Raw genomic sequence first — 20,313 nt, 5'->3', positions numbered from 1 at the left:
CCATGCACGAGGGAGTCTGCTGTGCCATCTGAAATTGTCGAAATTTTGTCTGCCGACGAACTGCGCCGCACCCTCACCCGTTTGGCCTCGCAAGTTGTGGAGCGAGCGGGCGACGGGTTGGATAACTTAGTGCTGATGGGCGTGTTTACCCGTGGGGTGCCGTTGGCCGAATTGCTGGCAAATCAAATTGAAATGCTGGAGGGGCACCGCATTCCCGTGGGGCATTTGGATATCACCTTTTACCGCGATGACTTGGATCAGATCGATCTGCGCACTCCCGAAAAAACTGAGGTTCCGTTTGATCTATCGGGAAAGGTGGTGGTGCTGGTTGATGATGTGATTTATAAGGGGCGCACCGTTCGCGCGGCGCTCAATGCGGTGAATGATTACGGCAGACCTGCGGCAATTTGGCTGGCGGTGTTGGTGGATCGAGGTCATCGTGATGTGCCCATTCATCCCGACTTTGTGGGTAAAAAGTTGCCCACCGCCAAGGATGAAATAGTAAAGGTGTATCTTCAGTCCCTTGATGGGCGGGATGCCGTTGAATTGATTAAGCCTTGAACGCGTTATGACAGCTTTTGATGCGGATATTCCGCTGCCCATTGTGGACTCTGACTCTCCGATTGATGCGTTGCTCAATCGCTTTACTCACTTTGGGGTAGAGCTAGGGCTAGAGCGGATTCAGCGCCTGCTGGCGGCGTTGGGCAATCCCCAAACGCAGGTGCCGATTTTGCATGTGGCTGGCAGCAATGGCAAGGGATCGGTGTGTGCTTATTTATCTGCTGTGCTTACCCATGCGGGCTGTCGGGTGGGGCGCTATACCTCGCCCCATTTGGTGAGCTGGTGCGAGCGCATTTGCATCAATGGGGAAGCGATCGCCCCTTCCACCCTGCACGACCTACTGAAAACGGTAGTGGATGCCATCGATCCCAACCAATCGTCGCCTACCCAGTTCGAGGTGATTACTGCGGCGGCGTGGCTGTATTTTGCCCAGCAACAGGTTGATATTGCGGTGATTGAAGTGGGCTTGGGTGGACGACTGGATGCCACCAATGTGTGCGATCGCCCCCTGGTGAGCGTGATTACGTCCCTGAGCTTGGAGCATTGGCAACGGCTGGGGCCAACCCTAACCCACATCGCCACCGAAAAGGCTGGCATTCTCAAGCTCAATTGTCCGGCTGTGATCGCGCCCCAACCAGAAGAAGCAGCTAACATTCTGCGCGATCGCCTCGGCCAACTGCATTGTCCCGCTCTCTGGGTGTCTCCTGCTCGCGATCTCGGCAATGGCCGCGCGCTGGAGCAATCGGCCCGCTATGATTCCCTGCCGACTCCCTACTCCCCACTCTCTATTCCCTATTCCCTCCCACTCCCCGGCGAACATCAGCTCACCAACTCTGCCCTGGCGATCGCCACACTTCGCATTCTTCAGCAGCAAGGCTGGAATATTTCTGACACGGAGATTGCCGAAGGCTTGGCCAACACGCACTGGCCCGCTCGCATGCAGTGGCTCACCTGGCGCGATCGCCCCTTGCTAATCGACGGTGCACATAATTCCGCTGGAGCGACCATGCTGCGGCAGTACGTAGACTCCAGCCCCAAAGTCACGCACCCGATTTCCTGGGTAATGGGCATGATCTCCAACAAAGACCATGCTGAGGTGTTTCGTGCGCTGCTTCGACCGGGCGATCGCCTCTTCATCGTGCCAGTACCCGATCACATTACCGCTGAACCCAAAGAACTATTGGCGATCGCCCAATCCACCTGCCCCGACCTTGCCACCGCCAAAACCAGCCCCGATATTTTTGCTGGCCTAGAAGCCGCCTATGAAGGTGCCGAACATTCGACCGTCGTCTTTTGCGGGTCTTTGTACCTGATTGGCCACTTCTTTAAACTAAGCTTCGGTGGGGTTTAGTTTGATCATTTCCCAGGTGACATAGGTGCCGATGGGGCTCCAAATCAGGTAGGGCAGTAAGAGTAGGCTCGCCGTTTGAGAAATGGGGAACACGGTAACTGCCAAAATGAGCCCCAACACCACGCCCGTTGCCCCCAGCACCAGCCCAACCTTGATGCGGCGCAGCCACAGCATTGCTGGAGAATAAGCAAGAGTGACTAATTCCAGGACGAGGTAAAAGGCCATCAAGCCCCAGCGCTGGCCGGGATCTGCCGCCTCCCAGGTGAGCGTGGCCGAGGCCGCCCCTAGCGTAAAGACGACCGTCCAAATGATGGGAATTGCCCACTCAAAGGTGAGCCAGTTGGGACGCTGCAATCGCCGAAACCATTCCACTCCACGCTTGTTGACCATGGCTCCAATGATCAGCGCTAGGCCAAAGGTTACTGCCCCAATTACCATCCACGGTCGAATCATCATATCCTCATCCATTCTGCTAAAAGCCAACAAAAGGCCAATGTCTGCAAGGGTTGCAGCGATCGCCCATGGGCCATAATTTCTGCACTATTTCGTTAGAGATAATTGTGGCAAACCTGGGGATAGCGAGCATCGTGCTGCGGGCTGAACATGATTTTTTCCGGTAGTTTTCCCAGCAATGCCAAACGCAAAAAAACGGTCGATGATTAAAGTCCGGCACCATCGACCGCAGAAAATTTGTACAAACTAGGAAATTGACCGCGTGGGAATTACGCAGGCAGCACGGTTGGAGGTGCGATCGCGGCCATGGGTTCTGGCACTAACAAATCCACCTGAGTGACTGCTCCACTGCCAACGAGGTTGATATCCATCCGGGCAACCCCCTCAACATTCAGGGCGATCGTTTGCAGACTGTTGTCACCCATTCCTGGAATTGCGATGGATTGGATGATGGCATCTGTTTGGTCGTAGAAGATGAGCGAGCCGCCAGCTTCCTCAATATCCAACAAGCCAACGCCCGCAACGCCAACCAGTGAATCCCACTCAAACCGGAGCGTGCCGCCGCTGACATTGTCATCGGGATCGGACGAGTCACCATCTTCCGAAATGATCAGCACATTGCCCTCGGTGCTGGTCACCAAGTCGCAGTCGCCGCCTGTGGGGTTGGCAGAGTCAAAGATCATGGCTCCAAATGCCGTTTTGGGTGCGGAAATGGTTAACCCGCCCAAGGCTGCAAACTGGCTGGTGATGACGGTGCCTGCGGTCAGACCGTCGGTGTCAAAGTCGAGGGTATAGATCGGGGTGGAACCGCTGCCATCGCCCAGAACGGTATCACTGCGGAAGGCCAAGTTTTGGATGCGGGTGTCTAGCTCTGGCCCCACATCTGCTTGATTGAACGGGCTGTCGCTAAAGGTGGTGATCAGATACTCAGCCAAGGCATCTTGCTCGGAACCATCGGGGGCAAAGGTCGCAAATCCGGTGCGGCTGTCAGGGGCGGGTATGAGGGAATCTTCGGTGACTAAATCGAGGCGATCGCGATCGGGAAAGGGATACCCATCGCCACCGCTTGCCAAAAAGTTGAGCGTGACGGTGCGGAACGTGCGACTGGGATCGCCCACCAGCTCACCATTCTCGACTACCACATCCACCACCGTGCCATCCTCGTTGGTAATCGCCAGGGATTGCACCCGGTTTCCGGCGGGCAAAGCGGCATCAAAGCTAAAGGCAAAGCCACCAATTTGCGGGAAGCTCCCTGGAGTTGCCCCTGGAGCTGCGCCCGATACCCCATGCTCAACCACTGCAACGAGTTCTGCTGCGGTCAACGTAAGCAAGGTGAGGCCGTTGTTGAACCGCAGTGCATTGGAAATGTCGAGCTGGGAAATATCGCCTTCGGCTTTTCCGGCAACCTCGCTGGCCTGGGGCGGTAGCTTGAGCACATCTTCGGGATTGGTAGAACCTGCAGGGAAGGTGAGCACCCCAATGTTGTCGCGTACTCCACCGCCATTTTTGATGGAGATGACCGTGGTGGGATCGTAGGTTTGGGCGATCGCCAAGTTGGCATCAGCCGTTAAGTTGCCAAGGTTGGTTTCCTGCGATCGCACATCGCCCCGAGTGCCATTCAAGAACACATTGGTTTTGCCAAAAATATTGCCTTCCAGGTCAACAATCACCGCCCGTAGCGCATCGGTAATCGCCACAATTTCGGGATCAGGGGTTCCATTGACGGCGGCCACGCCCGCATCATCAGTTGCGTAGGCACCGCTCACCGTGGGATCGATGCTGCTGGGAATGATGACGCCATTCTCATCAAACTCCACCACGAGCCGCCCCACATACTGATAGTTGCCGTCCGTATTTACCAGTGCAATCGGGTTCCCATCCGCTGCCGTGCTGAGAATGGGATACGGCCCCTCGACTTCGTCACCAGCACGTAACGCATCTGTCGCATCGGCCAGTAGCGTGTTCGAGCCGCCCGCCACAATCACATCCACATTCGTCAACAGTTGGGCTAACTGCTGCTCAATGGCAATTTGCTGCATATGTGCCAGCAAAACCACCTTATTAATGTCGGGATTGTTGGTCAGCAGCGTATCAACTGATGTTTGAATTTCCGCTGCCAGCGCGGCCACATCTGCTGGATTTGTGCCATCAAACCCATTGGGCAATACCGTGACCCCACCCGGCGAAGAGATCGTGGGCAATGTGGGTGTGGTGGCTCCTACAATGCCAATGCGCTCGCCATTGACGGTAATGACCGTGTTGCCAGCAATCCCGTTGGGAATGCTGCTGGCTTCTTGCCCATCGGCAACGACCAAACCCGCCAGGGCCGAGTCGGTACTAAAGTCCAGGTTGGAGCTGAGGTAGGGAAACAGGGCTCCAGCATAGCCGCTGGCAGCATCCGGTTGAATGAGGGACGCAACGACCCCTGTTCCTAGATCAAACTCGTGGTTACCAAAGGCGATCGCCTGAAATCCCAATGCGTTTTGAATCAAAATATCGGCGCGACCTTGAGCCCCAAATACCGTTTCACTGGCAAAAAAGAAGGGGCTGGGAATGTAGGCATCGCCCGACGAGAGAACGAGGGTGTTTTCATAGTCGGCAATGCCATCACCATTACTATCCTCATTTTTCAGCGCGTTCAGCACTGCCGAGAATCGGGGGGCATCGTCTAGCGCAGGGACGCCAGCTTCTTGATCAGCTGCGTGTAAGAGCTGAAGTGTGAAAGCCATGAGTATGTTCCGTGGTGAATTTCTGAGACAGCAAAGTGACGAATGCTCGCCATCCCACACCTTTTCACGGCAACGTTAAATGCCTTCTAAGACAGAATTAAATTTGAAAATTATCTTTTTATGTCAAAGATGATTCAAAAGTTAGTTAAACGGAAGAATTGAGCTTGGCCTAGAGCATGGATGCTGCAATATTGTGGCGATCGCTCAGGTCTATAGCCACCACAAATCGTAGGAAAATAACTATCGCAAACGTTCTGTTCTACTGAATAAACAATTAAAAAATGCTATGTAAAAATAAATAGATAATCACATGGTTAATAAGCGCGATCGGGCTTTAGATTTTATACAGATTAATTACAGATTGAGAACTTCGATACACAATTAGTGCCTAAAGCTAATTGCAGTAAAAATAGAAAAATTAAAAATCCCAAACACACCAACCCCCTGTGTCGATGTTCAGAAATACAGGGGGTTGAATTTGTCAATAGCAACTGCTGAATTGATTAGGAGTTAACTTAGCTCAAGCATTGCTCCCATCCAAGTCTCAGCACACCTATGCTTTAGCAGGAGTCTTGGCTTGGGTCTTTGCAGGTTCGCTATCGGGTTGCAAGTCCATTCCTTCCAAGAAGGAGCGAAGCATCCAGGCCATTTCTTCGTGCTGCTCCATCAATCCTGTCAGGAAGTCGGCTGTTCCTTCATCATGAAAGCTTTCGCTAGCCTGATCAACGTGATCACGCAGATTGCGAATAATGGTTTCATGATCTTCCACCAATCGGCTCACCATTTCGGTAGCGTTGGGGATATCTCCAGCATGTTCCTTAATCGAAGCTAACTGTAAAAAGCCTTCAGCAGTACCAACGGGATATCCGCCCAATGCTCGAATTCGCTCGGCCATGCTGTCAATATTTTGGGTTAAGGCTTCGTACTGCTCTTCCCACAATTGGTGCAGCGTACGAAACTGAGGGCCAATTACATCCCAGTGGTATTTTTTGGTCTTAATCAACAGCAAATAGGCATCCGACAAGTCGCGATTCAACAGGTCAATTACACCCTGGCGTTGTTCTTCAGAGAGACCAATATTCATCTTGCGCATAAATTTATTCGCTCCTTTCTTCGAGTCAATATTTCGTGCAGTTCGAAAAGAAATTTTTCAGGACAAAACTTTCTCTTGAAGCTTAGTGAAGCCATTCCGAGGTACGCTCCTTTTCTATCTAACGAGAAATAACTGAATCCAACATCAAACGAGAGGAGTAAATTGCGAAATTGGAACTCATGCATTGGGAACAAATTGTGGAGGCAGGCTTGACCACGTGCTTACTGGAGCTACAGGGTCTCAATGGTGTGTTGGTGTTACTGAGCGGCTAGGCGATCGTGGTGGGTCAAAACGGGAGAATGTGCGATCGCCCCCATTTTTATTCCCTGATGAGAAGAATCCATTCCTGGGATTACTGAAAGCAGTTGTGGATTGAGTTGGGGGTGTGGCTACTATGTACAACCTGCGAGTTGCTGATTTGCCATTGAGCGAGCGGCCAAGGGAGCGCCTAATAAGCGGCGGCGCAAATCGTCTGGCAACTGCAGAGCTATTGGCAATATTGCTGGGTACGGGGCAGGGGTCAGGCAAATTGTCGGCTGTAGGGTTGGGGCAGTATATCTTGCAACAGCTTGGTCAACACCAGCGCGATGCCCTCACGATGCTGAAGGATGTGAGCATTCACGAGCTCACCAAGATCCCTGGAGTTGGCGAAGCAAAAGCGTGCACCATCCTGGCTGCGATTGAACTGGGTAAACGGGTGTATCAAGCACGACCAAGCGATCGCCCTATTATTGATGATCCGGATGTGGCTGCCGCCCTACTCAGCAACGACTTAATGTGGCAACCCCAAGAGCGCTTTGCCGTGCTGCTATTGGATATCAAACATCGCCACTTAGGAACCCAGGTGATCAGCATTGGCACCGCTACCGAAACCCTGGCCCATCCGCGAGATATTTTTCGCGAAGTCATTCGGCAAGGTGCTACCCGGGTCATCATTGCTCACAACCATCCCTCGGGCAACCTTGATCCCAGCCCTGAAGATATTTCTCTCACTCGACAATTGCTTCAGGCTGCCCTAATTTTGGGAATTCCCTTGCTTGATCATTTAATTTTGGGCAACGGTAACTACACCAGCCTGCGGCAGCGCACCCAGCTCTGGCAGGAACATCCGCAAGGGGACTAAAACTCAAGGGGCTCAAAGCGGGCTCAACCCCTTATGGCTCTGGAATACAACCTGTGGTTTGCTGTTCTAGAACCCATAAGATAAAGATTTTGTTCTGAACAACACAATTTCGAGTTCATGCTTAACAATAAAAGAAATCGGTTGGGCGTTGCAGAGCCCTACATCCTGACGTATACTTAAGCCTCGAATTCTTGACAGATCTGCTGACACAGCAACTAGGAGGTGCCTATTCTTGAGACATTAAACCTGACGGTTAGTCTAAGAGGAACTCGCGAAATCAAGGACACTTGCCAGGTCTATCGTTTGGCGGGTTTGCTTGATGCGTTTTCTGAGCCAACCTTCCGCAAGGTTCTGGACAAATTTGTTGAGGAAGGTCCTTCCAATTTCATCTTGGATCTCTCTCAAATTGATTTTATTGATAGTTCGGGCCTTGGGGCTCTCGTTCAGGTTGCCAAAAAGGTACAAACTGCTGGCGGCTCGCTGCAAATTGTATCCAACCCGCGAGTCACTCAAACAGTGAAGCTAGTTCGGTTGGAGCAATTTCTATCCCTACAGCCTTCTGTGGAAGCGGCTCTAGCGAATGTTAAGCGCTCCTGAAGAGTTGATTGCTCCTCTCTCATCCGCCGAGCTTCAACGGCTCTCTCCGACTGCGCTTGCCTATTTGGGGGATGCAGTTTATGAGCTGCATGTTCGGCTCTGCTATTTAATGCCACCCAAGCGCACCCAAGCCTATCATCAGCAGGTGGTTGCTCAGGTTCGTGCCGAAAGCCAGGCGCGGCACTTGCGATCGCTACAGCCTCATCTCTCTCCTGCCGAAGTTGACATTCTGAAGCGAGGAAGAAATGCTACATCCAGGTGTCCTAAGCGAATCGACCTGGCTACCTATCAGGCCGCAACCAGTTTGGAAACGTTGCTGGGATATCTGTATTTGACCGATCCGTCTCGTTTGGCTGAGCTGCTGGCTCAGTTGACAGTTATTTTGTCTACTGAGGTTGGTCAATCTGGTGTAGAGCTAGAAAGCTCATAATTGTGGGGGATTGGGGATTTTCTAGGGTCGTTTGAAAAATAGCGATCGCACCCCAATCTCCATTTTCATAATTCCCCATTGAAATGGCCTATTGATATGGCTACATGGCTCTAGCCATCAAAAAGAGTTTGCATAGGGCGGCCTAGCGGCTATCGCTGCATCGCTAAACTTGGCTCAGCTCTTGAGGAGACCATGCCGCGTGCATGTGTCCAAATTTGGGTGCCTTGCATGTTGGTGGCACCCATGTTTTATCGCTCATATTTTTTGTTCTCACACACGTCATTCTGCACAACACAACACTATGGCTCCTCAAAATTCACGCCCTGGGCGCAAACGTTTTTCCGATTCCTCTGCCAAGGGAGGGAAGCCCCGCCCATCTGGCCGCAAGTCCGCTCCAAAGCTTCGAGGTGGCACGTCGTCTGATCGGCCTGCTGGGTCTGGATATTCTGCCAAGGGCAAGCCCGCACCCCGCGCTGGCTTTAAGGAGGGTGGCTACAAAGAGGGTGGCTACAAAGAGGGTGGGCGCGATCGCCGACCTCCTCGTGAGGGTGGCCCATCGCGCGATCGCAACTTCAACGATGATCGGGGCGATCGCAACTGGGATCGGGGCGATCGCCCAATAGGGCGCGATCGAGGGCCTGAGCGTGAGCGGCAAGGACGAGATTGGGATTCGCGTTCTCGCGGTGGCGGTGGTCGTGATTTTCGAGATCGGGAACCGCGCGAATTTCGCGACAGAGAAACTCGTGAGTTTCGAGGTAAAGAACCGGGTCGAGATCGGGGTTCTGCCCCAGAGCGCGATCGCCAACCCAGTTGGAATCGGGAGAGTGGCCATGCTCGCGATCGCCAGCAATCTTGGAACCGGGGGCCGCGCGATCGCGAGCAGGAGCAAACGACCCATTGGGATCGCCCCTCCGCTGCCGATGCCGCAGAATTTTCCCCAACCTCCTCTGTGGAAGAGAACGATCTCATCTACGGAAAGCATCCTGTGCTAGCCGCACTAGAAGGTCAGCGACAAATCAACCGAATTTGGATTCTGAATCGGCTACGCTACGATCCCCGTTTTCATACCTTGTTGACCGAGGCCAAGGCCAACGGTGCCATCATTGACGAGGTTGAGCCCAAACGCTTGAGCCAGATGACCCAAGGTGCAAACCATCAGGGCATTGTGGCGCAGGTTGCTCCGTACAGCTATTTGGAATTGGCCGATCTGATTCAGCAAGCCAAGCAAACAACTGAACAACCCGTCATCATCGTTGCGGATGGCATTACCGATCCCCATAATCTCGGGGCCATTGTTCGAACTGCTGAAGCCTTGGGAGCTAGCGGCTTGGTCATCCCTCAGCGGCGATCGGCTGGTATCACCTCAACGGTAATCAAGGTGGCCGCAGGCGCTTTAGAAACGTTTCCCGTGGCCCGAGTTGTCAACCTGAGTCGTGCGTTAGAAGAGTTGAAAGAAGCAGGTTTTTGGATTTATGGAACGGCTGCTGAAGCGGCTCAACCCGTTAACACCGTTACCTTTCAGGGGCCGGTCGTGCTGGTGGTTGGTTCCGAAGGAGATGGCTTGAATCTGCTCACTCAGCGCAATTGTGATGTGCTAGTCTCCATTCCCCTTAAAGGAAAGGTTGAGAGCCTAAACGCATCCGTTGCAACGGGGATGGTGCTGTATGAGGTGTTTCGTCAGCGGTGGTCAACTATTCGTGCCCTAAGCTAGGATGACTTTTGTTGTCTTACCTTTTGTAACGCCCAAGCGTTCAAAGGTTGGGTGCTGGGTAGAACGGTTGGAATGCATGGTTACTTGGTGTCCAAGTCTTTTGTGATTGTCAGGTGTGAATTGTCAGGTGTGATGCCTGGCTGTCCTGCGACACGGTACTGGGTCATACGAGGGTTTTCGGGTAAGTCTCTACGGGTAAGTCTCTACGGGATTTACCCGAAGCCGCAGAGTGAACCGTGCATGAGACCGCATCAGCCAGCAAAATCGGACAACGGTATCCAAAGAATCTTGAAATTTCTTGTTGATGTCTGTAGCTTAGTCGTATCTGTAGATGGCTAAGCGCATCTACAGTTTTGTTGCGTAGTAGAACGGCACTCATGAAAGAGCTTTTAACGAATTTTCTTAACTCGATAGGTTTTGCTTGGTGGGTTGAGGTTGTAACTGATGCGCCTCGCTGCACCTATTACTTCGGCCCATTCTTGAACTCTGCAGAAGCCGAATACGCGAAACCTGGCTACATTGAAGATCTGGAACGCGAAGGGGCTCAAAATATTCGGGTGGTGGTGAAGCGCTGCAAACCTGGTGAGCTGACCCTGTACGATGAAAAGTTGGATGTTATTGGTCGAGGAGCTTCGTTAGCCAGCCCTTTTGCGTAAAGCCGCCAAGCGATACTGAGTCTTAGGAAGCGTTGGCGGTGGGGCGTGTAGCTTCAGGATGGGCGGCTAGCCAGTGGTCGATATCCTGTAGTAGTTGTTGGGTAATTTCCCATGGCAACAGGTGCGCGACGTTGGCGTAACAGTGGGACTCGCAGTTTGCGATCGCGCTAGCAGTTTCCAGGCTAGATGCTGCGGTAATGTGCACATCTTCTGCCCCCGCCAATACTAAACATGGGCTTTGAATTTGGCTTAATTCGGCAAGTCGATTGTAGCGTTGCCGTAGGGCTGTATTAAGGGCTTTGTTTGCATAGGATGAGGTTTGTAAATAAGCCTTGACTGCATGCTGGGAAATGTAGCGATAGGTTTGAGGCGTGTGCTGTTGAATGAGGTAGCGAAATAGCGATCGCCGTCCAAACCAGTCAATATTCCACTGTAAACCAGGATATGCCCAATTGATGAGGGCCGCGACTCCGGTCAAGAGGTAGGTTTGCCACCCAACTGATGGATGATTTCCACGTGGGTAGGCGGCGGTAGCTACTAAAATAAGTCCAGATATGCGCTCAGGAAACTTGAGCGCCAGCTCCATTGCCAGAATGCCGCCCAAGGACCATCCCAGCACTAGGCACCGCTCAATCGTCAGCCGATCCAACAGGGCTTCTAAATCGGCAAGATGATCGGCCATCTCAAAGGGCTGAGTGGTTTGGCTTTGGCCATAGCCGCGCAGATCAGGTGCGATCGCCTGAAATCGCGTTGCCAAATGCTGAGTGAACACCATCATGCTGTCACTAGAGCCCGGATGCCCGTGGAGACATAGCACGGGATATCCAGCCCCCTGAACTTGGGTATGCAGCAAAAACGGGCTTGGCATGAAACCGCCTGCGCAACAGCAAACCGAGGAATCTTCTGTTGCTAGGGTACAGTGTTTTTGGGCTACTAGGCGGCAATTTTCTTAGAACCCATCATTGGCAAGAAGGTGATCGACAATCCCTTTTACGACCTTTTTAACGGCGGGTTCGCTGGCGGTGTAGTTAATGGCAACGGTGATCACGTAGCGATCGCCTTTAATGTTGACTCCGGCGGTTGTTCCCAGCACTTTGGAGTTTTGCCCAGTCTTTTCCCCGATCCATACCGCTGGCCGCTTAATCGCTTCGTAGGCCAGATCCCAGTCGTATTGATTGACCAACCCTTCCAAAATCACATCATCACCGGGATGCTCGTTGTTATAAATGCCCACCATCATATCGGTGAGCTCGTCGGTGGTGATTTGATTGGGAATGCCACTTAAGCCTGCGGGGGCAATATTATCGCCAATGAGTTTGGTATTAACCCGAGTGGTGCGGTAACCGCGATCGCGCAGGACTTGATTGATATAGTCCGTACCCATGTAGTCAATCAGCTGATTGGTGGCAATGTTGCTGCTATGGGTAATCATTTGCAGCAGCACCTTGCGTGTGGGATATTCTGCCCCAACCCAAATCTTGGCCGCATCTTCGGTAAAGTTGCGTGGGCTGACTAACATCGGCGTGTCGATGTCGATGTTTTCCTCCTCCAGCTTTTGGGTCAGGGCGATCGCCACCGGAACTTTAATCAAACTGGCTGGGCTGGCGGGTGGTTCATTCCCTCGTAGGCGACGGCATTCTCGCTGCAAGTTGCACACGGTAACATGCACATCCGATGCTCGACCCGTACTTTCGGCGATCGCATCCAAAAAGCCAGATCGCGCCGAATCGTAACGGTAGGCAGCAACCCCAAGCTTGTCCTTGTACTCATCTAACTTAGCTGCCGCCTGGGCACCCAAAAATGAATCTTCGGGTATTTCGCGCAAAGCCCGCACAGCATCCGACCACAGCTGATAAATTTCGCCAGCCTCAGCTTCTTCCAATTCGGTCGAGGTGCCCAACTGGCTAGCTTTTTCGGCATTTCGAACCGCAGTGCTCCAATTTTCTTGAGCGGTTTCCTCAATTTGAATACGAATTTCGGTGGCCTGTAGAATTTGCAGCAGCAGGGCTGGGTTGGTGATTGGGACACCTTCGGTTGCAGAGGAGGACTTTTGCTGCGACTGCTCTATCAGGCGATCGCGAATCTCACGCAGCTCTGCAATCGAATCTGCCGCCTCAATGTTATATGCTCTGTTGCCGCCAGTTAGCTCCAGCACTGGCGTTAGGGCTGGATAAGAATGAACCAGTACCCCACCTGCTAGTACGCCTAACGTGCTAATGGGAGCGATCAACAAGTACCAAAACAGGCGACGCATTCGCTAAACCTCACACAACAAAGGGGCACGACCCTAATTGCAAAACAATCTACAGCAAGGATTAATCAAAGTTAACTATAGACGATTCCAGCAAAAGTGAATCAGGCGATACAATGCAACCGTTTTATTGCCCAACTCTTTTGTGATTCCACACTCTTGGGAAAATATGCCAAGCCTGAGCTACCAGCATATACACTCAATCAGCCTCAAGGCTAGTTCAAAATAGGGTCGTGAGCAAAATTGGACTTTATCTACTTGGACTTTATCTATCAAGTGCATCAAGCACATTCAAGGTTCTGAAGAAGGAAGCTTTAAACCGTGAGATATTGCGATTGGCTCTGCGGAGATACATAGCTCTTTGCTGGCAGCCATCCCTCGCGTTGAGATGTTGACTTTGTTCTTTGGCTGTTCAACCGCATCTAGCAGGATTAACCTGAAAGACAATGCATTAAATGGAAGGAAAATCGACTAGAGTGAAGGATGGACTTACGCCAGCCAGCGAGGAATAAAAGGGGTAATCGATGGCATCCATCCGCGAGTTACATTACCAACTCATCAACAAAGAACGCACTGCTGTTGAGATTGCAGAAGAAGCGCTTGCACGCATCCAAGCTCTAGAGCCTCACGTCAAAAGCTTTTTGACGATCACAGCTGATCAAGCGTTACAGCAGGCGCAGCAAGTCGATGCCAAGATTGCGGCAGGCGAAGAGATTGAGATGCTGGCCGGAATCCCAATTGGGATTAAAGACAACATGTGCACCCGTGGAATTCGCACCACCTGCGGTTCGCGCATTTTAGAAAACTTTGTTCCTCCCTACGAATCGACCGTGACCCAGCGGTTGTTTGAAGCGGGGGCTGTCATGGTGGGTAAGACCAACATGGATGAATTTGCCATGGGTAGTTCAACCGAGTCGTCGGCTTATCAAGTGACGGCCAATCCGTGGGATGTTTCGCGGGTGCCAGGTGGGTCGTCGGGTGGTTCGGCGGCGGCAGTGGCGGCGGAGGAGTGTGTAGTTGCGTTGGGATCAGATACTGGTGGCTCAATTCGCCAGCCTGCTTCGCTGTGCGGCGTTGTGGGCATGAAGCCCACTTATGGCTTGGTATCGCGCTACGGCTTGGTTGCTTATGCCTCATCCCTTGACCAAATTGGTCCCTTTGGGCGATCGGTCGAAGATACTGCCATCTTGTTAGGGGCGATCGCAGGTCATGATCCAAAGGATGCAACCAGCCTCAGCGTCCCAGTACCAGACTATTTATCAGCCTTTAAGCCCGACTTCAAACCTCGGGGCAAGCTGCGCATTGGCATCATTAAAGAAACCTTTGGAGATGGCCTAGAGGCAACCGTAGAAGCTGCAGTCACCAAAGCGGTGGAACAGCTACAAGAACTTGGGGCTGAAATTCAGGTCATTTCCTGCCCTCAGTTTCGTTATGGACTGCCAACCTATTACATCATTGCCCCCTCCGAAGCCTCTGCGAACCTGGCTCGTTACGACGGAGTGAAGTTTGGCTACCGAATTGAAGAACCCGATAATTTGCTAGATATGTATGCCAAAACCCGTGCCGAGGGTTTTGGGGCTGAGGTGAAACGCAGGATTATGATTGGCACCTATGCGCTGTCAGCCGGTTACTACGATGCGTACTACCTGAAAGCACAAAAGGTTCGCACCCTGATCAAACAGGATTTTGAGAAAGCTTTTCAGCAGGTAGATGTATTGATTTGCCCGACTGCGCCGACAACCGCCTTCAAGGCGGGCGAAAAAACGGATGATCCCCTTAGTATGTATCTTTCGGACTTGATGACCATTCCCGTAAATTTGGCGGGCTTGCCAGCCATCAGCTTGCCGTGTGGATTTGATGAGCAAGGCTTGCCAATTGGGATGCAGCTCATTGGCAACGTGTTGCGTGAGGATTTGCTGTTGAATGTTGCTTATGCTTACGAGCAGGCAACTTCTTGGAACAAGCGTAAGCCCAGTTTGCCGACCGCCTAGACCTTATAAAGGTTTTGGTTGAACTAGCTGAACAGTTGAAAGCTGAATGACGAGAGTCAGAGATGCTCAGCATCTCTGACTCTTGATGACTTTTAACCGCCTTGGAGAATCGATCTCCTATTTGAAGCATGAATCGTTGTACGGCTCTACTGTGCAAGTTTATGCAGGAGATCTTTGGTTTGATGCATAAGTGATTGCGTAGCAGTGCTGCGCAATCACTTATGCAGAAGATGTTTATGAGTAAGGGATTGTTTTATCGGGGCAAAGCTCGCTCTGGATTGGACTGCTGCATTTGTCCTGCGTTGGGGATGGGGCGATCGCCCTGAGGAACAACCGCCTGCTCGACGGGAATCTCGATACAAAACTCAGTTCCCCGGTTTGGAGCCGAACGAAACGTGAGCCGACCTCCGTGCTGGTGCACGATGGTTTGGTAGCTAATCGCCAACCCTAGTCCACAGCCTTGCCCTACGGCCTTGGTGGTAAAGAATGGATCAAACACCTTGGGCTGTACTGCACGAGGAATGCCGCAGCCATTGTCAGCAAAACGAATGCGAACCCAAGGCTGCTCAGATTCGTCAGGGTAAATGGTTTCGGTTGAGATGATGATGGTTTTTGGGGCTGCCGTGCCGTGCTCTACAGCCTCTAATGCGTTGGTGAGTAAGTTAATAAATACCTGATTGAGCAATGCTGGAAAACACTCCACCATGGGCAATTGGCCGTACTCTCGGGCGATCGCCACATCCGCCTGAATCCGGTTCTTTAACATGGCTAGTGTGCTTTCTATGCCATCGTGAATGTCTACCACTTTGCAGCTAGCTTCATCCAACCGAGCAAAGGCCCGCAACGAGAGAATGATCTCTCGAATGCGCCCAGCCCCCGATTTCATCGATTTGAGCACACGCGGCAAATCTTGCACTAAGAAGTCGTATTCTATATCAGCTTCTAGCGCTTTTAGAGCCGAAGATTGAGAAGACATGCACTGCTGGTAGCCCTCAACGAGGTGCAGCAGATCCCGCACATATCGCTCGACATAGGGAATGTTGCCGTAAATAAAGCTGATGGGATTGTTAATTTCGTGGGCAACACCTGCCACCATCTGTCCCAAGCTCGACATTTTTTCGCTTTGAATAAGTTGAGCTTGGGTCTGCTGGAGTTCTTGAAGCGCTGCAGCGAGCTGTTTGGCTTGCTCGGCGCTGGCTTGGGCTTGTTGTCGGGTTTGATGGTAGAGATGGGCTTGCTGAATTGAAATGGCAAGCTGATCGGCGACTGCTTGGGCTAGCTTCTGATCGTCCTTGCTCCAATAACGAATATGAGAGCATTGATTGAGGTACAAAATTGCCTGTAATTTACCATCGGCCTGAGCAGGAATGACCAACGAGGACTTGATTTTGGCGAGTTGATATTCCTGGTTGTTTGGCCCGATCCGCTCATCTTGGTTGACATCAGAAATAACAACTTGGCGACGGGTTTGGATGACCCAACGGGTAATTGGGCCATCGGTGTCAAAATCATGAATGGATGGAGGAAGTGGTTCTCGGCATACTTCAAACAGGTGCTTGCGCCGAAACACAGTGTGGGATTGCTCAGCTTGAGCCCCAACCGTTAATTCGGCGCTGGGCTCATCATCCTGATCTGGATCCTCGACGAGGTGAACCAAGCATCGATCAACAGCTAATGCCTCAAGGAGTTGGGCGATCGCGGCTTTCAAAATGCTTTTTAGGTTGAGGCTTTGGCGGGTTTGGCTTGTAATCTGGTTTACCAAGCGTTCGCGTTGGGCCTGCCGTTGAGTGCGCTCATAGAGCTGGGCTTGGCAGATGGCAATTCCCAACTGTTGGGCGATCGCCTGCATAAACTCTACCTCGGCCCCAGACCAGTGACGTGGTCGATTTGACAGGCAAGCGATAAACCCCGTAGAGCGCTCTTGTCCTTCAACAGGGATCAACAGTGAAGCGTGTTTGCCTAGCAGAGTTGTTTCTGGTGCAGGCATTTTTGTCGATCGCCCCGCCAGCAAACGAGTAATTAGATGAAGCCCAAACGGTTGAGAGAGATGGCCTGTACCTAGCACAAGCTCCCCCCGCTGAATCAACGAGGCGATCGCTCCCAACTGCGACAACGAATAATTCCCAATGTAGGAGGGCGCTAACTCTGCTCTGTGTTCGCATACAACCTGAATGCGATCAAGCTCATCAAAATGCCAAAAAAATAGACAGTGATCGATATTTAGCAGTTCGGCAATTTCATCAACTGCTGTCTGCAAAACAACATGCAGCTCTAAGGAGTTGCGGATGCGATCGACAATTCTGCGCAGTAAGGCAGCCTGACTAGCTGCGTGCTGCTTTCCATGAAACAAGGACCAGTTGACGCAAAAGGGAAACGAGTACACAGGGATAACTTAGCGAAAACTTTACTGGAAACCCGAAAATTATGCAGCGTGGCATCCAGAGCTGAACCTGTAAACCAAACGCTCGAACCATCATGCTAGTGACAAGCCGTACGTTCACTACGCTGACTCAACAATATGTATTCATGAAGCACCCAGAATAAAGACAATGCCGGGTTTGGCGCAACAAATTTGTATCCTAGGTTACTATCACTGATATAAATTTATACGTTAGTTATACTGAAGTGCTGGCCTGGGGTATCACACTTGTGTAGAACCTTTATCAGGGTTTTGTTCAAAAATAAACTTGTCATGAAGTGGAAACTGATATCAACAGCCGATCGTCTGCAAAGACTCCCAGGCTTGAATTGTGACCTGGATCACCTTTTAAGCCGATAAGGATCGCCTTTACGTAATTATGCGGTCACTTCGTAAAGTTAAGGTAAACGCGATAGTAATAGTGTTGATGTTCCCCCAAATGCTATGACCCCCTCAGCATATTCCCCCAATGACAATCTTCAGCAAGTTGCCAATCACATCTTAGAGTCTCGCCAAATTAGCCGTGCCGATCAGCGCTGTTTTATGAGTGCTGCTCTTTCGGATCAATCTTTAACTCGCGATGATCAGCAAATGGTTGAGCGGGTTTTTGACGCGCTGCACCGTGGCATGCTCAAAATTATCGATTAGCGCATGTTCCGGTTTTGATAGGCTAAAAATGCGCTCCATCTTTAGCCATTGTCAGCACAAGGTATCTGGCTTCACGGCAAGTCAGCGATAAATCCTGGTTGATAACGAGAAGGCATCATGCTGTGAAGCACACTTTGTCTATGGTTAAAGTCTGCTTCCTAGATGCTAGAAGTCCGGATAGATCTATCTTCTTGGCGCTTCTGTATATTCTGGCTTTTCGGCGTTTGAATTGAACAGGATTTATCCCTTCATATGAATCCTGATGTTTTTGAATGGTGAGCCGTGGGCTTTGTCTGCGGCTCATGGTTTTGGCATGTCCTCTATTTCTTCACAACTGTTTAAAGGAAGCAGCCCGCTGCAATCTAGATTCGGTAGATTTAGAGTGACGTCGTTGCCCTAAACCACTCCTCATGGCTGAACCGTCTCCTAGTATTTTGCTGCGAAATTGCTGTTTGATTTCACCTGATCAATTGGATCAATTGGCACGGCCTGTTGATATTGCCATTGAAGATGGAAAAATTGCGGCGATCGCTCCCCACTTAAACTACACCGCCAAAGTGGAACTCAACATGCAGGGCCAGTTGGTTAGCCCTCCATTTGTCGAGTCGCATATTCATCTTGATTCTTCGATGACGGTCGGCGATCCCCGATGGAATGCTAGCGGTACTCTGTTTGAAGGCATTGAGATTTGGCGCGATCGCAAACAGTCGCTGACCCTTGCAGATGTGAAAGAACGGGCGATCGCCACCCTCAAGCAACAGGCCATGCAGGGGGTACTCTACGTGCGCACCCATGCCGATGTCAGCGAGCAAACGCTAACAGCGCTGCAAGGCCTGCTAGAAGTCCGAGAAGCGGTGAAAGACTGGATAACGGTTCAGGTTGTTGCGTTTCCGCAAGATGGGGTGTACGGAGGCCCTCAAAACGAAGCCTTGCTGGAAGAAGCGCTAAAGCTGGGGGCAGATGCGGTCGGTGGTATTCCCCATTACGAGCTGACCCGAGAAGATGGCGTGCGATCGGTTCATCGCATTTTTGAACTGGCCGAGCGATACGATCGCTTAATTGATATTCACTGTGATGAAATTGATGACGATCAAGCGCGCTTTTTGGAAGTCATGGTTGCCTGTGCCATTCGTAGCGGTATGGGATCTCGGGTGAGTGCTAGCCACACCACCGCCTTCCATTCCTACAACAATGCCTATGCCTTCAAGCTCATGGGCTTTTTACAGCGCACGTCGATTAATTTCATCGCCAACCCGCTGATTAACATCACGTTGCAGGGTCGTGCTGATACCTATCCCAAGCGACGAGGTGTCACCCGAGTGAAAGAGCTGTGGCAGCAGGGCCATAACGTTAGCCTGGGCCATGACTGTGTGCAAGATCCCTGGTACTCGTTGGGAACAGGTAATATGCTGGATGTTGCAAGCATGGCGGTTCATGTTTGCCAAATGACCGGCACGACTGAAATCGATGCTTGCTATAACATGGTGACTTGGAACGGTGCAAAAACACTGCATGTTCAGGATGAATACGGCGTTGAAGTGGGTAAACCCGCCAATTTAGTGGTGCTGGATGCCGAGAGCCGATATGATGCGATTCGCCGCCGTGCAACGGTTCGCTATGTTATTTCCCAAGGCCGCCTCATTGCCCAAACACAGCCACCCAACCCACAGTGGATGGTGGATGAAGTGACATCCCCTTCAGCGCAGCTGCCTGGGGTTCCTGTGTAATTTTTGAGACCCTATAGCCTAACAGTGGTGAGCTGACACCATCTGGGTTAAGCGAAATTACGTAGGTATTTGGGCCTGCTTGAAGAGACTTTCTGCATGAGTCATTGCATGGTTCTGCCGCACAATGATTCATGCTTCAGCCAGCCATTCGTGCAGGAGGTCTAGGGGTGGATTTAAGGGTGGGCTCATGATTTGGCCGATTCCTGGATGTACGATGCCAAGGGCTCCACTGCCGCAATGGTGAACTGCCGCAATTGGATGAATGTTTCGAAAGCAAGGCCATAAAAAATCGCTTGCAGCTTTTAAGCATTCTGTACAGAGCATCCGCCTGAATTGTTTGGTCCAGCTAAGGTGCGGTGATTGCGATCGCTGGTGAGACTCGATCCCCGATTTTCCTCTGAGAGCGATCGCCCAGTTGGTTTGAACCTGTTTTTAAAAACCGTTGCTTAGAGCTGATTTATAAAGAGAAGCTAAAAGCCTGTTATGTTGAGCTTGTGCAGATTTTAGGCTGGATGTAGCCGAATGGGTGCTCATCATGACTCGTCTGCCAAAGATTGCCAATCCTATCCGTAA

16 protein-coding genes are annotated in these 20,313 nt (G+C 51.5%); 10 read left to right on the top strand and 6 right to left on the bottom strand.

What is annotated here, in order from left to right:
* Window positions 1-21: 21 nt before the first annotated feature.
* Window positions 22-561, top strand: a complete 540-nt coding sequence (pyrR, locus tag ACQ4M4_RS23970) for a bifunctional pyr operon transcriptional regulator/uracil phosphoribosyltransferase PyrR (RefSeq protein WP_430686999.1) — start codon at window positions 22-24, stop codon at window positions 559-561.
* 7 nt (window positions 562-568) lie between these two features.
* The gene (locus tag ACQ4M4_RS23965; protein WP_430686998.1) at window positions 569-1,912 is read left to right on the top strand and encodes a bifunctional folylpolyglutamate synthase/dihydrofolate synthase; all 1,344 of its coding nucleotides are present in this window, start codon (window positions 569-571) and stop codon (window positions 1,910-1,912) included.
* Here the strand turns inward: ACQ4M4_RS23965 and ACQ4M4_RS23960 are convergent.
* The 3 genes from ACQ4M4_RS23960 to ACQ4M4_RS23950 all read right to left on the bottom strand — a co-directional run bounded on the left by ACQ4M4_RS23960 (window position 1,892) and on the right by ACQ4M4_RS23950 (window position 6,187).
* Entirely contained in the window at window positions 1,892-2,368 is a 477-nt protein-coding gene (locus tag ACQ4M4_RS23960) for a TspO/MBR family protein (protein ID WP_430686997.1), read from the bottom strand. The two genes, ACQ4M4_RS23965 and ACQ4M4_RS23960, sit on opposite strands and share 21 nt — an antisense overlap.
* Before the next feature lie 266 nt (window positions 2,369-2,634).
* Window positions 2,635-5,094 carry a bifunctional metallophosphatase/5'-nucleotidase gene (locus ACQ4M4_RS23955; RefSeq protein ID WP_430686996.1) on the bottom strand — a complete coding sequence of 820 codons (2,460 nt, stop codon included), beginning with the start codon at window positions 5,092-5,094 and terminating at the stop codon, window positions 2,635-2,637.
* A 553-nt stretch (window positions 5,095-5,647) separates the two neighbouring features.
* Window positions 5,648-6,187, bottom strand: coding sequence for a Dps family protein (locus ACQ4M4_RS23950; protein ID WP_430686995.1), 540 nt, complete (start codon window positions 6,185-6,187; stop codon window positions 5,648-5,650).
* Window positions 6,188-6,581: 394 nt separating this feature from the next.
* Here ACQ4M4_RS23950 and radC point away from each other — a divergent pair, with 394 nt between their 5' ends.
* From radC to ACQ4M4_RS23925, 5 genes are all read left to right on the top strand, one after another.
* Window positions 6,582-7,310 (top strand): RadC family protein, encoded by a 729-nt coding sequence (radC, locus tag ACQ4M4_RS23945; protein ID WP_430687028.1) that lies wholly within the window; start codon window positions 6,582-6,584, stop codon window positions 7,308-7,310.
* 222 nt (window positions 7,311-7,532) lie between these two features.
* A complete protein-coding gene (locus ACQ4M4_RS23940; protein WP_430686994.1) occupies window positions 7,533-7,907 on the top strand; it encodes an STAS domain-containing protein in 375 nt (124 codons plus the stop codon).
* On the top strand, window positions 7,891-8,337 hold the full coding sequence (locus ACQ4M4_RS23935) for a Mini-ribonuclease 3 (RefSeq protein ID WP_430686993.1): 447 nt from the start codon (window positions 7,891-7,893) through the stop codon (window positions 8,335-8,337). Before ACQ4M4_RS23940 ends, ACQ4M4_RS23935 begins: the two co-directional genes overlap by 17 nt.
* Before the next feature lie 301 nt (window positions 8,338-8,638).
* On the top strand, window positions 8,639-10,048 hold the full coding sequence (gene rlmB, locus ACQ4M4_RS23930) for a 23S rRNA (guanosine(2251)-2'-O)-methyltransferase RlmB (RefSeq protein WP_430686992.1): 1,410 nt from the start codon (window positions 8,639-8,641) through the stop codon (window positions 10,046-10,048).
* A gap of 377 nt (window positions 10,049-10,425) precedes the next feature.
* Window positions 10,426-10,704 carry a DUF1816 domain-containing protein gene (locus tag ACQ4M4_RS23925; protein ID WP_430686991.1) on the top strand — a complete coding sequence of 93 codons (279 nt, stop codon included), beginning with the start codon at window positions 10,426-10,428 and terminating at the stop codon, window positions 10,702-10,704.
* 22 nt (window positions 10,705-10,726) lie between these two features.
* Here ACQ4M4_RS23925 and ACQ4M4_RS23920 read toward each other — a convergent pair whose 3' ends face one another.
* Entirely contained in the window at window positions 10,727-11,572 is an 846-nt protein-coding gene (locus ACQ4M4_RS23920) for an alpha/beta fold hydrolase (protein ID WP_430686990.1), read from the bottom strand.
* Between the two features lie 81 nt (window positions 11,573-11,653).
* The gene (locus ACQ4M4_RS23915; RefSeq protein WP_430686989.1) at window positions 11,654-12,958 is read right to left on the bottom strand and encodes a serine hydrolase; all 1,305 of its coding nucleotides are present in this window, start codon (window positions 12,956-12,958) and stop codon (window positions 11,654-11,656) included.
* 521 nt (window positions 12,959-13,479) lie between these two features.
* On the opposite strand from ACQ4M4_RS23915, the gene gatA reads away from it, so the two are divergent.
* The gene (gatA, locus tag ACQ4M4_RS23910; protein ID WP_430686988.1) at window positions 13,480-14,946 is read left to right on the top strand and encodes an Asp-tRNA(Asn)/Glu-tRNA(Gln) amidotransferase subunit GatA; all 1,467 of its coding nucleotides are present in this window, start codon (window positions 13,480-13,482) and stop codon (window positions 14,944-14,946) included.
* Between the two features lie 253 nt (window positions 14,947-15,199).
* Here the strand turns inward: gatA and ACQ4M4_RS23905 are convergent, their stop codons facing one another.
* Window positions 15,200-17,329, bottom strand: coding sequence for a GAF domain-containing protein (locus ACQ4M4_RS23905; protein WP_430686987.1), 2,130 nt, complete (start codon window positions 17,327-17,329; stop codon window positions 15,200-15,202).
* Window positions 17,330-17,809: 480 nt separating this feature from the next.
* On the opposite strand from ACQ4M4_RS23905, the gene ACQ4M4_RS23900 reads away from it, so the two are divergent.
* Together ACQ4M4_RS23900 and codA are read left to right on the top strand one after the other, a co-directional pair.
* The gene (locus ACQ4M4_RS23900) at window positions 17,810-18,013 is read left to right on the top strand and encodes a hypothetical protein (RefSeq protein WP_430686986.1); all 204 of its coding nucleotides are present in this window, start codon (window positions 17,810-17,812) and stop codon (window positions 18,011-18,013) included.
* A 410-nt stretch (window positions 18,014-18,423) separates the two neighbouring features.
* Window positions 18,424-19,740 carry a cytosine deaminase gene (gene codA / locus ACQ4M4_RS23895; protein ID WP_430686985.1) on the top strand — a complete coding sequence of 439 codons (1,317 nt, stop codon included), beginning with the start codon at window positions 18,424-18,426 and terminating at the stop codon, window positions 19,738-19,740.
* Window positions 19,741-20,313 lie beyond the last annotated feature (573 nt).

This window comes from Leptolyngbya sp. AN02str (assembly GCF_050565595.1).
Lineage (GTDB): Bacteria > Cyanobacteriota > Cyanobacteriia > Elainellales > Elainellaceae > Kaiparowitsia.
Note: the sequence above shows the minus strand (reverse complement) of the source record. Positions and strands in the feature narration are given on the sequence as shown.